13 protein-coding genes and 1 tRNA gene are annotated in these 12,596 nt (G+C 64.8%); 13 read left to right on the top strand and 1 reads right to left on the bottom strand.

The window, feature by feature from the left end:
* Window positions 1-2 precede the first annotated feature (2 nt).
* The 13 genes from nuoL (at window position 3) to ruvC (ending at window position 11,749) form a co-directional block, all read left to right on the top strand.
* Window positions 3-2,069: an NADH-quinone oxidoreductase subunit L gene (gene nuoL, locus K3F48_RS05635; protein WP_222574442.1), complete on the top strand. Its 2,067-nt coding sequence runs from the start codon at window positions 3-5 to the stop codon at window positions 2,067-2,069.
* Window positions 2,069-3,580: an NADH-quinone oxidoreductase subunit M gene (locus K3F48_RS05630; protein ID WP_222574441.1), complete on the top strand. Its 1,512-nt coding sequence runs from the start codon at window positions 2,069-2,071 to the stop codon at window positions 3,578-3,580. The genes nuoL and K3F48_RS05630 overlap by 1 nt, the downstream gene beginning before the upstream one ends.
* 13 nt (window positions 3,581-3,593) lie before the next feature.
* The gene (gene nuoN / locus K3F48_RS05625) at window positions 3,594-5,027 is read left to right on the top strand and encodes an NADH-quinone oxidoreductase subunit NuoN (RefSeq protein WP_222574440.1); all 1,434 of its coding nucleotides are present in this window, start codon (window positions 3,594-3,596) and stop codon (window positions 5,025-5,027) included.
* Window positions 5,028-5,033: 6 nt separating this feature from the next.
* On the top strand, window positions 5,034-5,840 hold the full coding sequence (locus K3F48_RS05620; RefSeq protein WP_222574439.1) for a biotin--[acetyl-CoA-carboxylase] ligase: 807 nt from the start codon (window positions 5,034-5,036) through the stop codon (window positions 5,838-5,840).
* Window positions 5,837-7,507 (top strand): ribonuclease J, encoded by a 1,671-nt coding sequence (locus K3F48_RS05615; RefSeq protein ID WP_222574438.1) that lies wholly within the window; start codon window positions 5,837-5,839, stop codon window positions 7,505-7,507. The genes K3F48_RS05620 and K3F48_RS05615 overlap by 4 nt, the downstream gene beginning before the upstream one ends.
* Before the next feature lie 56 nt (window positions 7,508-7,563).
* Complete coding sequence (gene mce, locus K3F48_RS05610; RefSeq protein WP_222574437.1) at window positions 7,564-7,968, top strand: methylmalonyl-CoA epimerase; 405 nt, start codon at window positions 7,564-7,566, stop codon at window positions 7,966-7,968.
* A 47-nt stretch (window positions 7,969-8,015) separates the two neighbouring features.
* Window positions 8,016-8,249, top strand: coding sequence for a DUF1467 family protein (locus K3F48_RS05605; RefSeq protein ID WP_222574436.1), 234 nt, complete (start codon window positions 8,016-8,018; stop codon window positions 8,247-8,249).
* Between the two features lie 91 nt (window positions 8,250-8,340).
* Window positions 8,341-8,416, top strand: a tRNA-Lys gene (locus K3F48_RS05600).
* Window positions 8,417-8,966: 550 nt separating this feature from the next.
* Window positions 8,967-9,197: a hypothetical protein gene (locus tag K3F48_RS05595; protein WP_222574435.1), complete on the top strand. Its 231-nt coding sequence runs from the start codon at window positions 8,967-8,969 to the stop codon at window positions 9,195-9,197.
* Window positions 9,198-9,362 (top strand): hypothetical protein, encoded by a 165-nt coding sequence (locus K3F48_RS05590; RefSeq protein WP_222574434.1) that lies wholly within the window; start codon window positions 9,198-9,200, stop codon window positions 9,360-9,362.
* Window positions 9,363-9,428: 66 nt separating this feature from the next.
* Window positions 9,429-9,638, top strand: a complete 210-nt coding sequence (locus K3F48_RS05585) for a type II toxin-antitoxin system HicA family toxin (RefSeq protein ID WP_222574433.1) — start codon at window positions 9,429-9,431, stop codon at window positions 9,636-9,638.
* 30 nt (window positions 9,639-9,668) lie between these two features.
* Window positions 9,669-10,070, top strand: a complete 402-nt coding sequence (locus K3F48_RS05580; protein WP_222574432.1) for a type II toxin-antitoxin system HicB family antitoxin — start codon at window positions 9,669-9,671, stop codon at window positions 10,068-10,070.
* A 1,157-nt stretch (window positions 10,071-11,227) separates the two neighbouring features.
* Window positions 11,228-11,749, top strand: a complete 522-nt coding sequence (gene ruvC, locus K3F48_RS05575) for a crossover junction endodeoxyribonuclease RuvC (protein ID WP_222574431.1) — start codon at window positions 11,228-11,230, stop codon at window positions 11,747-11,749.
* A 4-nt stretch (window positions 11,750-11,753) separates the two neighbouring features.
* Here the strand turns inward: ruvC and K3F48_RS05570 are convergent, their stop codons facing one another.
* Complete coding sequence (locus tag K3F48_RS05570; RefSeq protein WP_222574430.1) at window positions 11,754-12,497, bottom strand: DUF4336 domain-containing protein; 744 nt, start codon at window positions 12,495-12,497, stop codon at window positions 11,754-11,756.
* Window positions 12,498-12,596 lie beyond the last annotated feature (99 nt).

Raw genomic sequence — 12,596 nt, 5'->3', positions numbered from 1 at the left:
CGATGATCCAAGCTATCGTCTTCCTGCCGCTCATCGGCTTTCTCATCGCGGGCTTGTTCGGCAGGCGTATCGGCGCGCGTCCGTCCGAACTCGTGACGACGACGCTGCTGTTCCTTGCGGCCGGCTTTTCCTGGATGGTGTTCTTCGATGTCGCGCTCGGCCACGGCCATGCGAGCGCGCCCGTGCTCGCCAATTGGTTCACCTCGGGCAAGCTCAGCGTCGACTGGGCGCTGCGCGTCGACACGCTGACGGCGGTGATGCTCGTCGTCGTCAACAGCGTTTCGGCGCTCGTGCATTTCTACTCGATCGGCTACATGCACGAGGATCCGCATCGCTCGCGCTTCTTCGCCTATCTGTCGCTGTTCACCTTCGCCATGCTGACGCTGGTGACCGCCGATAATCTGGTGCAGATGTTCTTCGGCTGGGAGGGCGTCGGCCTCGCTTCCTACCTCCTCATCGGCTTCTGGTATCAGAAGCCCTCGGCCAACGCCGCGGCGATCAAGGCCTTCGTCGTCAACCGCGTCGGCGATTTCGGCTTCGCGCTCGGCATTTTCCTCGTCTTCCAGCTCACGCAGTCGGTGAGCTTCGAGCAGGTGTTCGCCGCCGTGCCGGGCATCGCCGGCCAGAAGATCCATGTGTTCGGCGCCGATTTCGACGCGCTGACGCTGGCGACCTTCCTGCTGTTCACTGGCGCGATGGGCAAGTCGGCGCAATTCCTGCTGCACACCTGGCTGCCGGACGCGATGGAGGGCCCGACCCCGGTCTCCGCCCTCATCCATGCGGCGACCATGGTCACCGCCGGCGTCTTCATGGTGGCGCGCCTGTCGCCGATCTTCGAATATGCGCCCGATACGCTCGCCTTCGTCACGCTGATCGGCGGCGTCACCGCCTTCTTCGCGGCGACGATCGGCCTCGTGCAGAACGACATCAAGCGCGTCATCGCTTATTCGACCTGCTCGCAGCTCGGCTATATGTTCGTCGCCGAGGGCGTCGGCGCCTATTCGGTCGGCGTGTTCCATCTCTACACCCACGCCTTCTTCAAGGCGCTGCTGTTCCTCGGCGCCGGCTCGGTGATCCATGCGATGCATCACGAGCAGGACATGCGCAACATGGGCGGGCTGTGGAAGAAGATCCCCGTCACCTTCGCCATGATGACCATCGGCACGCTGGCCCTGACCGGCTTCCCCTACACCGCCGGCTATTTCTCCAAAGACCAGATCATCGAGGCAGCTTACGCGGCGAGCGCGCATCATCACGTCGCCTTCTTCGCCTTCCTCTCGACCGTGATCGCGGCGGGCCTCACCTCCTTCTACTCCTGGCGTCTCGTGTTCATGACCTTCTTCGGCAAGGCCAAGGAGGCGCATGGCGACGCGCATGCCCATGCGGCGGCGCAGGCTGCGGCGCATGGACATGACGACCACGCCCATGGTCACGACGATCATGCTCGGGACGATCATGCTCGGGACGATCACGCGCATGCGGACCATGGCCATGGGGCTCACGCCCCGCACGAGTCGCCGATCGTGATGCTGATCCCGCTCATCGCGCTGTCGATCGGCGCGCTCGGCGCGGGCCTCGTCTTCGCCGGCGACTTCACGGGCCACGCCTATGACGAGTTCTGGAAGGGCGCGATCTATACCGGCCACGAGAACCACATCCTGCACGCCATGCACGAGGTTCCGGAATGGATCTCCTACACGCCGACCGTGATGATGGCTCTGGGCTTCCTCGTCGCGCTCTATGTCTATCAGCTCGCGCCCGGAACGGCGCAGAAGATCGCCGGAGCCTTCCCGCGGCTGTACCGGTTCCTGCTCGACAAATGGTATTTCGACGAGCTCTATGACGCGATCTTCGTGCGTCCGACCTTCGCGCTCGGCCGCATCCTGTGGAAGGGCGGCGACGGCCGCATCATCGATGGCCTCGGCCCCGATGGAGTCGCGGCCCGCGTCGTCGACGGGGCGCGGCTCGCCGTGCGTCTGCAAACGGGCTATGTCTATCATTACGCCTTCGCCATGCTGATCGGCGTCGCGGCGTTCGTCACCTGGTTCGTCGCGGGAGGTCTGCGCTGATGTTCGGTTTCGGCATTCTCACGGGCCTCACCTTCCTGCCGCTCGTCGGCGCGGCCTTCATCCTGACGCTGAAGGGAGACGACGAGGCGACGCAGCGCAACGCCAAATGGGCGGCGCTGCTGACGACGATCGTCGTGTTCCTGCTGTCGCTCGTCGTCTGGGGACGCTTCGACACGACCAGCGCCGCCTTCCAGCTCGTCGAGCAGAAAGGCTGGTTCGGCGCCGGCCTCACCTATAAGATGGGCGTCGACGGCTTCTCCATTCCCTTCGTGCTGCTGACGACCTTCCTGACGCCCTTCGCCATTCTCGCCTCGTGGGAATCGGTGAAGTTCCGCCTCAAGGAATATCTCGTCGCCTTCCTCGTCCTCGAGACGCTGATGATCGGCGTGTTCTGCGCGCTCGATCTGGTGCTGTTCTATCTTTTCTTCGAGGGCGGCCTCATTCCGATGTTTTTCATCATCGGCGTCTGGGGCGGCAAGCGGCGCGTCTATGCGAGCTTCAAATTCTTCCTCTACACGCTCGCCGGCTCGCTCTTGATGCTAATCGCGATCCTGGCGATCTATGGCAAGACCGGCACCACCGACATCGCCATCCTCCTGGAGACGAAGTTCCCGCCGGAAATGCAGACCTGGCTGTGGCTCGCCTTCTTCGCCTCTTTCGCGGTGAAGATGCCGATGTGGCCGGTCCATACCTGGCTGCCCGACGCTCACGTCGAGGCGCCGACGGCGGGCTCGGTGATCCTCGCCGCCATCCTGCTGAAGATGGGCGGCTATGGCTTCATCCGCTTCTCGCTGCCCATGTTCCCCGACGCCTCGGCGCAATTCGCGTCGCTCGTCTATGCGCTGTCGGTGATCGCCATCATCTACACCTCGCTGGTCGCGCTGGTGCAGGAGGACATCAAGAAGCTGATCGCCTATTCGTCGATCGCGCATATGGGCTTCGTCACCATGGGCCTGTTCACCCTGACGACACAGGGGGTGCAGGGCGCCATGTTCCTGATGATCTCGCACGGCTTCGTCTCCGGCGCACTGTTCCTCTGCGTCGGCGTGATCTATGATCGCATGCACACGCGCGAGATCGCCGCCTATGGCGGCCTCGTCAACCGCATGCCGCTCTACGCCTTCACCTTCATGGTGTTCACGCTCGCCAATGTCGGCCTGCCGGGCACCTCGGGCTTCGTCGGCGAGTTCCTGACGCTGACCGGCGCCTTCGTCGCCAACAGCTGGGTGGCGCTGTTCGCGACCACCGGCGTCATTCTTTCGGCGGCCTATGCGCTCTATCTCTATCGCCGCGTGATCTTCGGCGTGCTCGACAAGCCGAGCCTCGCCGACATCTCCGATCTCACGCCCCGCGAGCTTATCCTGTTCGTCCCGCTGATCGCGCTCACCATCTATTACGGCGTGAAGCCGGGCCCGATCCTCGAAGCATCGGCGGCCTCCGTCGCCAATCTCCTGCAAACCCACACGGCCCTGGCGGACGCGCTCAAAGTCGCGGCCCAGGCCGCTCAATGATCGGTCGCCGACAATGTCGTTCACAACCGCTCTCGCGCATCACTTCCTGCCGGAAACCATTCTCACGCTCGGCGTGCTGGCGCTGATCCTCGTCGGCTCCTTCCGTGGATCGCGCGCCTTCGGCCTCGTCAACGAGCTGGCGATCGGCCTGCTCGGCCTCGCCATTCTCTCGCTGCTGTTCGGCGGCGACACGCAGGCCTCGCTGTTCGAGGGCGCCTTCGTCGACGACGCCTTCGGCCGCTTCGTGAAGATTCTCACGCTTCTGGGCTCGCTCGTCACCATCATCATGTCGCGCGATTATTTGCAGCGCGCCAAGCTCGGCAATTTCGAATTTCCGATCCTGGTCGTTCTGTCGACGATCGGCATGCTGCTGCTGGTCTCGGCCGATAATCTCATCGCGCTCTATCTCGGCCTCGAGCTGATGTCGCTGGCGCTCTATGTCGCCGCCGCCTTCGCGCGCGACGACGCCCGCGCCTCCGAGGCGGGCCTCAAATATTTCGTCCTGGGCGCGCTGTCGTCGGGCATGCTGCTCTATGGCGCCTCGCTGCTCTACGGCTTCGCCGGGACCATCTCCTTCGACGGCATCGCCAAGTCGATCACCGGCGCGCCGCCGCTCGGCGTCGTCTTCGGCCTCGTCTTCGTGCTGGCCGGCCTCGCCTTCAAAATGTCGGCCGCGCCCTTCCATATGTGGACGCCCGACGTCTATGAGGGCGCGCCGACTCCGGTCACCGCCTTCTTCGCCTCGGCGCCGAAGATGGCGGCGGTCGCCATCACCGCCCGCATCGTCATGACGGCCTTTCCGGGCGTCGCCGCGCAATGGCAGCAGATCGTGATCTTCCTCGCCATCGCGTCGATGCTGCTCGGGGCCTTTGCGGCGATCGGCCAGACCAACATCAAGCGCCTGATGGCCTATTCCTCGATCGGCCATATGGGCTTCGCGCTGGTCGGCCTCGCGGCGGGCGACGAGGCCGGCGTGCGCGGCGTCGCCATTTATCTCGCCATTTACCTGGTGATGACGCTCGGCGCCTTCGCGGCCATTCTGCAGATGCGCGTCGAGGGGCGGCCGGTCGAGAAGATCGCCGATCTCTCGGGCCTCTCGCGCAACAATGGGACGGCGGCTTTCTACCTCGCCATGCTGATGTTCTCGCTGGCCGGCGTGCCGCCGCTCGCCGGCTTCTTCGCCAAATATTACGTCTTCCTCGCCGCCGTGGACGCCGGGCTCTATGCGCTCGCCATTCTCGGCGTGGCGGCGAGCGCCGTTTCCGCCTTCTACTATCTGCGCGTCGTCAAAGTGATGTATTTCGACGAGCCGGCGCCGGCCTTCGATCATTCGCCGCTGTCGCTGCGCGCCGTCCTCGCGGTCTCCACCATCTTCCTGCTCGGCTTCTGGGTCTATCCCGCGCCGGTGGTGGAAGCGGCGACGGCCGCCGCCAAATCGCTGTTCTGACCGCAGATGGAAAAGGTCGAGCTCGGCCGCCACGCCCTCGCGCGCGGCGTGCGTCTCGAGGTTTTCGACGCGATCGACTCGACCAATGACGAGGCGCGTCGCCGCGCCGAGGCGGGCGATCGCGGCCCGCTCTGGGTCGTCGCGGCGCGCCAGACCAAGGGCCGCGGCCGTCTCGGCCGCAGCTGGAGCTCGCTCGCGGGCAATCTGCACGCCAGCCTGCTGCTCTCCGGCTTCGGCCCGCCGGCGATCGCGCCGCAGCTCGGCTTCGTCGCCGGGCTCGCGACCATCGCGGCGCTGATCGAGACGACCGGCGCGCCACATCGCTTGGCGCTCAAATGGCCGAATGACGTGCTGCTCGACGGCGCCAAGCTCGCCGGCGTGCTGCTCGAAGGCGCGCAACAAGCGCAGCCGGGCGCGCCGTTCGGCTGCGTCATCGGCGTCGGCGTCAATTGCGCCTCTTCGCCCGAGGGCCTCCCCTACCCCGCGAGCGATCTCTCCCGCCTCGCCTCTGCGCCCAGCGCCGGCGTGCTTTTTGCGTGTCTCTCGGACCAGATGGAGGAGACGCTGCGCCTCTGGGCCGGCGGCGCCGGCTTTGCGGCCCTGCGCGAGCGCTGGCTCGCCCATGCGGCCGGGCTCGGCGAGGAGATCGAGGCGCGCCTGCCCCGCGAGACTCTTCGCGGACGCTTCGAGACGATAGACGCGGACGGCCGCCTCATTATCTCTGCCGAAGGCGGCCGGCGCGTGATCGAGGCGGGTGACATTTTCCTGCCGGCCCTTTCGGCGGCCCGGCCCGAGCCGGAGCGACGCCAATGAATGAGGAAGCAGACGAATTCGTGTTCGCGCCGCTGGGCGGCGTCGGCGAGATCGGCATGAACGCCGCGCTCTACGGCTTCGGCCCGCCACGCGCGCGCAAATGGCTGATGGTCGATTGCGGCCTCGCCTTTCCCGGTCCCGAGCTGCCGGGCATCGACCTCATGATGCCGGACGTGTCCTTCGTGGAGAAGATCCGCCGCGATCTCGTCGGCCTCGTCATCACCCATGCGCATGAGGACCATATCGGCGCGCTGTCGTTCCTGTGGCCGAAGCTGCGCTGCACGGTCTATGCGACGCGCTTCGCCGCCGGCCTGCTGGAGGCGCGCCGCCTCTCGGAGGCCGGCGCGCCGGACATTAAAATCGTGACGGTCGCGACGGGCGACCGGCTCGACATCGGCCCATTCAATGTGGAGCTGATCGCCGTCGCCCATTCGATCCCCGAGGCCAACGCGCTCGCCCTCCGCACGCCGCTCGGCCTCGCCATCCACACCGGCGACTGGAAGATCGATCCGGAGCCGCGCGTCGGCCATCGCATCGACGCGGCGCGGCTCACCGCGCTCGGCGACGAGGGCGTCGACGCGCTCATTTGCGATTCGACCAATATTTTGCGCGAGGGCGACAGCTTCTCCGAGAGCGACGTGGCCGAGACGCTGATGCGGCTGATCGGCGAGGCCGAGCATCGGGTGATGGTCACGACCTTCGCCTCCAATGTCGCGCGCATCCGCTCGGTGGCGGAGGCGGCGCAGGCGGCCGGCCGCAGCGTCGTGATCGCCGGGCGGGCGATGGAGCGCGTCATCCAGGTCGCGCGCGAATGCGGCTTCCTCGACGGGCTGCCGCCCTTCCTGTCGCTCGACATGTTCTCCGCCCTGCCGCGTGAAAAAATCGTGGTGCTGGCGACCGGCAGCCAGGGCGAGCCACGGGCGGCCATGGCGCGCGTCGCCGAGAAGGAGCATCCGGTCATCAAGCTCGCGGCCGGCGATCTCGTGATTTTTTCCTCGCGCGCCATTCCCGGCAACACGCGCGAGGTGAACCGGGTCGTGAACAAGCTCTGCGACCAGGGCATGGAGGTCGTCACCGATCACGACCATCTGGTGCATTGCTCCGGCCATCCGCGGCGCGGCGAGGTGGCGCAGCTCTATGATTGGGTGCGGCCGCGCGCGGCGGTGCCGGTGCATGGCGAGGGGCATCATCTCACGGTGCACGCCGCCTTCGCGCAGGCGCGCGGCGTCGGCCAGGTGCTCGGCGCGCGCAATGGCGACATCGTGCGGCTGATGCCCGGCGAGCTCGGCGTGGTCGGCAAGACGCCGGGCGGACGGCTGCTGAAGGACGGCGACGTGCTGATCGGCGAGGACGACAATGCGGTGCGCGAGCGCGCCAAGCTCGGCTTTGCCGGCGTCGTCTCGCTCGCCCTCGCCATCGACAAGCGCGGCGATCTCATCGGCGACCCGGATGTGATGCTCGCCGGCCTGCCCAAGCGCGGCCACAGCGGCGAGGAAATGGCCGAGGTGGTGGATGAGGCGATCTTCCGCACCTTCGACAATCTGCCGCGGCAAAAGCGCCGCGATTTCGACGCGGCGGCGACGGCGATCGAGCGCGCGGTGCGCGCCAGCGTCAATTCGGTGTGGGGCAAGAAACCGCAAGTGCATGTATTGATCATCGAAGCCTGATGGCGCATGTAACGGCCGAGCTGTTCACGAAGCGAGCTGTTCACGAAGGAAGAGAGATGATCGGACGCCTCAATCACGTCGCCATCGCCGTCGCCGATCTCGCCGCGGCCGCCGCGACCTATCGGAACACATTGGGCGCGACGGTCTCCGCGCCGGAGGCGATCCCCGAGCATGGCGTGACAGTGGTGTTCGTCGAGCTGCCCAACACCAAGATCGAGCTGCTGGAGCCGCTCGGCGAGGCTTCGCCCATCGCCGGCTTCGTCGCCAAAAACCCGGCCGGCGGCATTCACCACCTCTGCTATGAGGTCGCGGATATTCTGGCGGCGCGCGACACGCTGAAGGCGGCGGGCGCGCGCGTGCTCGGCGACGGCGAGCCCAGGATCGGCGCCCATGGCAAGCCTGTGCTGTTCCTGCACCCGAAGGACTTCAACGGCGCCCTGGTGGAGCTCGAGCAGGCCTGACGCTCGGCCGTGGGCCGGGCGACGCATGCGAAGGAAGGACGCGAGCCGTGCCATTCTCGACGCCGCTGGCCCTCGCCATTTATTTCACCATATGGTGGATCGTGCTGTTCGCCGTGCTGCCGCTCGGGATTCGCTCCTCGCAGGAGGAGGGAGACACGCCGGAGGGCTCCGATCCGGGCGCGCCGGTTGCGCCCCGGCTGGGGCTGAAAGCGGCGATCACCACGGTCGTTTCGGCGGTGGTGTTCGCGGCGCTTATCCTTTTCGTGAAGTCGAGCGGATAGGACGGCGCGGCAGGGTTGACCCATCTGCGGTCTGCGGCTACTGGGGACGGCGGCGGAGAGCGACCCTCCGCCGCGAGAGATCGAGCAGAGCGAGCGCGTAGCTCAGTCGGTAGAGCATCTGACTTTTAATCAGAGGGTCATGGGTTCGAGTCCCATCGCGCTCACCAAGGAAATCAAGTAATTAGCCGCTAATCTCGTCTGGCGGAAGCGCACACCGTCCGAAAGAGTCAGCAGAGCGCTCCGTCACCGCTCGCTGATCCTTGAACGCAAAACCCACTTCCCTCCTCCCTCCTCATGGCATTCCGCAACACGTCCGAGGTCATCGGCGGACCTGCGTCACGACATAACTGTTTGTTTTTATTGTTTCATTTATACTCTCACCTCTGTTTGTCTTTTTTCTTTTCCTCGAGAGAAGGAAAAAGGTCGTCCAAGTTGTCAAAGGTTGCCAGAAGCTACGTATTTTCAAACGGTTAGATCGAAAATCAGCCGTCCAAATCGGCCAATCGACCCGTCCAATCCGTCAAAACTACATTTTTTCGATAGCTCGTGACTCATCATGCCACGTCTATCCTCGGCCGCAGAGACGCGTTCGAGCTGGCGAATATCGCTGTAAACCGCTGAAATTTAACGTGAGTTGACGACCTCATACGACTCCGTCCATTCCCGGCTTTGGCGGCTCGCGATCCTGGCGCAACAACAACCCGGGCAATCTGCGCCATGGCGAGTTCGCCGCCGCCCACGGCGCGACGGGCGCGAACGAAAAAGGCTTCGCCGTCTTCCCGGACGCCGGAGACGGGGCGCGCGGCGCAGCGCAGCCTCTTGTTCGACAGCCCGCAATATGCCGGGCTCTCGATCCGCGAGGCGATCGGCAAATATGCGCCTGCCTCGGAGAACGACACCGGCGCCTATGTCCGGCGCGTGACGAACGGCCTCGGCGTCGGACCCTAGGTGCGGCTCGCCGATCTCGCGCCGGAGCAGCGCGAGAAGATGCTCGACATCATGCGCGAGCATGCTCTCCAGCTCGTGAACGAGGTTGAGCACATCGTGCGTATTCCGCCCAACCGGATCAGCCGATCATCGGAGATGGCGCGCATTACAGTCAGATACACATAACTACACAACTTTTGTTGACCACTTGATGGATGTGTGTAAAAATACGCACATTGCGGAGACAGACTCATGGGTCGCGCCGGGCGCAGCAACAAACGCAAGGAGATCGAGACGCGTCTTCGGGCGGAAGGTTGGCGCATTTCCCGCAAGGGGCCCGGCGACCATGTGCAATACACGCACCCCGATCGTCCCGGCCGCGTCACCGTCGACACGGGGCCGAGCGACATCCCGACCGGCACGCTACGCTCGATCTACAAGCAAGCCGGGTGGGACTGGTGAGAGAGTGCCCTCCCGCAGGAGAAGCCAGAAATGAGCTATGCGATCGCTCTCATTCATGAGGAAGGCGGCGGCTTCGGGATTTCCTTTCCGGATTTCCCCGGCTGCGTGAGCACGGGACGAACGATCGACGAAGCCATTGCCAAGGGCGCGCAAGCGCTCGCCCTGCATGTCGCCGGCATGGCGGAGGACGGCGAGCCGCTCCCGCAACTGCGCGGCGTCTCGCAATTGCGCGCCGACCCGGAACTCGCCGATTGGTTCGCGGACGCGACTGTCGCGGCGATCGAGGTGGAGCTCCCGCGCCGCGCCGTGCGGGTCAACATCTCCATCGACGAAGGCCTTCTCGAGCGCATCGACCGCGCGGCCTCCGCCGTCGGCCAATCGCGCTCCTCTTTTCTGGCAGAGGCGGCGAAGCGGCATATCGCCGGCGCGTGATGACCACAGGAAAGAGCCGGAACGCGGCATGACCGATCCGCTCCCGCACTGGCGGGAACCTCGGTGTGGCAAATGGCGTGATGCGCTGTCGTTTCCGGCGCTTTAGCCTTTCCTCGGCCGTTTCAGCGGGACGACCTCGGCGCTCTTGCCCTCCAAGTTCGCGGCTATGCGCGCGCCGACCGCGTTCGAAAGCTCTCGCACGGGATCAGAGTCGAAATTGACATACCGGCTGGTCATCGCGGTCGACGCGTGACGCATGATCGCCATGCGATTCCTCATGAACTCCTCGGCTGCAACCAACAAAGCCATCCGAGGCGGACGCCGCAACAGCCCCGGCGCACGCGAGCGGTGATCTCTTCCCGTGGACGAAACGACGGAGTTGTCGAAGGTCGCCCATCGGGTAGCAACTTCAATCATTTGCAAGACTTTTCGCCGGCCTTTTCGCTGTCGGCGGCCCGAGGATCGTAAGCGGCTCTCTTCTGCAACATTTTGATTTCACGCCATTTTGACGGGTTTGACAACAAAAGCCCCTTGTTTTGACAACTCAATTATCATCATGAAACATTGATTTCTATGCTAGATGAACGACATCGGACGGCTTGGACGATCTCACGGCCTATGTTTCACACAATTCTTCTATTGCGACCGCGGGGCTCGTTGGCTGGCGCCACCAGCCAACAGTCAGCACATAGTCAGCAGCAAGCATCGAAATCAACCGTAGCCCATCTGACACGGATGTAAAGCAAGCTATTGTTTATACGTAATAGAATGTACTACGTGTAGCTAGGAGTAAGCATGTGCTAAAGTCGCTTCAGCGGCTTTTAATCAGAGCGTCATGGGTTCGAGTCCCATCACGCTCACCAAAGAACAGCAGAGAGACGAGTGGTCGGCGTCAATTGAGCTGATGGCCCGAAAAGCGAGCCTGAAGGCTCGCACTCGAGTGGCGGCAAATCGGCGAGCAAGGCCGATCGTTCGACGAAGTTCGCCGAGCCCTCGAAGAAGCCGTCAGCGAGTATGTCGCCGCGGCGAGCGAGGATGAGTGACGACACACAGCTCTCATAGGTCACGGGGGGAGATAGCTCGCGAGCCCGTAAACGTTCGTCCGGCCCTCCGCTCCCGCACTTCCCGATTCCGCTCGTTTTTCCTAACCTGTCCGCATGACGGATGAGACGATTCGCATTCTCGGCATCGACCCGGGCCTGCGCAACACCGGCTGGGGCGTGGTCGAGGCGTCGCGGGGCTCGCGGCTCGGCTTTGTCGCCTGCGGCAGCCTGCATTCCGACGCCGGCGCCTCGCTCGCCGAACGGCTCGCGCAATTGCAGCGCGGGCTCGCCGCCATTATCGAGGCGCATCTGCCGCATGAGGCGGCGGTCGAGGAGACTTTCGTCAATCGCGATCCGCAATCGGCGCTGAAGCTCGGGCTGGCGCGCGGCGTCGCGCTGGCCGCCCCGGCGCTCGCTGGAATCGAGGTCGCCGAATATGCCGCCAATCTGGTCAAGAAGACAGTCGTCGGCAACGGCCACGCCGAAAAGGCGCAGGTCGCCATGATGGTGCGCGTGCTGCTGCCGGCGAGCCGCGCCGAGAGCGCCGACGCCGCCGACGCGCTCGCCGTCGCCATTTGCCACGCCCAGCACCGCTCGAGCCGCGCCGCCGCGCGGCTTCTGCAGGCGCGAGCCTGACGGCTCACGCGAGAAATCGCCGCAGCGCGCGGCGCAGCTCGGCCGCGGCGTCTCTGTCGTACCAGCGTCCGTGCGAAAGAATGATCCGCTGCGGCGAATCGCCGAGCATGCGCTCGATCTCGGCGCGCGCCTCTTTTTTCCGCCACAGGAAATTGAGCGCGAGATCATGGGGCGGCTTGCCGTCCGGGTCGAGCGGCCCGCCCAACTTGGCCAGAAAACGCCAGCCGGCGCAGCCTATATGTGAAGATTCGAAATTCTCGATGAGATCGGCGAGGATCAGCGTGCCGCTGGCGCGGTGCAGGAAATCGACCTCGGTGAGAAACAGTCCCGGCAGCAGATATTGCGCGAAGGCGCCGCCCCATTCGGGCGGCGGGTCATGAGAAAGATCGGCGTCGAAGGCCGAAAAGCGCGCGGCCGCAGCCTTGCGCGCGCCGGGAGCGGCATAGGCGCGGGCGCGCGGAAAGCGCGCCTTCCACTCGCCGATCCACCAGAAATGCAGCCGATTGGGGGCGATCAGAAAAGCCGGCTCACCGAGCGCTGCGATTTCCGCCTCGAGCGCGTCCACCAGCGGCGTCGGCGAGTGTATCCACAGCCGCCCATCCGGAAGACGCACAATAGTCATGCGCGTCGTGAAAGGGACGGCCAACCCCATATAGCTCATGCCGATCACGGGGCCGTCGACGAGATACACATCCTCGGCCACAGTCTTCAGCCGGTTGATCGGCTCATAGGTCGTCAGACGGTCCATCTCGAGGCCTCGCAATCGGGAGCGTTTCGACAATTTGCGTCAAATAGGCATATAGAGATCCATAGAGGAAGGCGACGCTCGCCTTTCCGCTCACTCTCC

The sequence above is a fragment of the Methylosinus sp. Sm6 genome, from assembly GCF_019802345.1.
In the GTDB taxonomy this organism is placed as follows: domain Bacteria; phylum Pseudomonadota; class Alphaproteobacteria; order Rhizobiales; family Beijerinckiaceae; genus Methylosinus.
Note: the sequence above shows the minus strand (reverse complement) of the source record. Positions and strands in the feature narration are given on the sequence as shown.

Excerpts from the sequence above, each read along its gene's own strand:
- nuoL (WP_222574442.1), top strand. The coding sequence starts at position 3 with ATGATCCAAGCTATCGTCTTCCTGCCGCTCATCGGCTTTCTCATCGCG.
- K3F48_RS05630 (WP_222574441.1), top strand. The coding sequence starts at position 2,069 with ATGTTCGGTTTCGGCATTCTCACGGGCCTCACCTTCCTGCCGCTCGTC.
- nuoN (WP_222574440.1), top strand. The coding sequence starts at position 3,594 with ATGTCGTTCACAACCGCTCTCGCGCATCACTTCCTGCCGGAAACCATT.
- K3F48_RS05620 (WP_222574439.1), top strand. The coding sequence starts at position 5,034 with ATGGAAAAGGTCGAGCTCGGCCGCCACGCCCTCGCGCGCGGCGTGCGT.
- K3F48_RS05615 (WP_222574438.1), top strand. The coding sequence starts at position 5,837 with ATGAATGAGGAAGCAGACGAATTCGTGTTCGCGCCGCTGGGCGGCGTC.
- mce (WP_222574437.1), top strand. The coding sequence starts at position 7,564 with ATGATCGGACGCCTCAATCACGTCGCCATCGCCGTCGCCGATCTCGCC.
- K3F48_RS05595 (WP_222574435.1), top strand. The coding sequence starts at position 8,967 with ATGGCGAGTTCGCCGCCGCCCACGGCGCGACGGGCGCGAACGAAAAAG.
- K3F48_RS05585 (WP_222574433.1), top strand. The coding sequence starts at position 9,429 with ATGGGTCGCGCCGGGCGCAGCAACAAACGCAAGGAGATCGAGACGCGT.
- K3F48_RS05580 (WP_222574432.1), top strand. The coding sequence starts at position 9,669 with ATGAGCTATGCGATCGCTCTCATTCATGAGGAAGGCGGCGGCTTCGGG.
- ruvC (WP_222574431.1), top strand. The coding sequence starts at position 11,228 with ATGACGGATGAGACGATTCGCATTCTCGGCATCGACCCGGGCCTGCGC.
- K3F48_RS05570 (WP_222574430.1), bottom strand. The coding sequence starts at position 12,497 with ATGGACCGTCTGACGACCTATGAGCCGATCAACCGGCTGAAGACTGTG.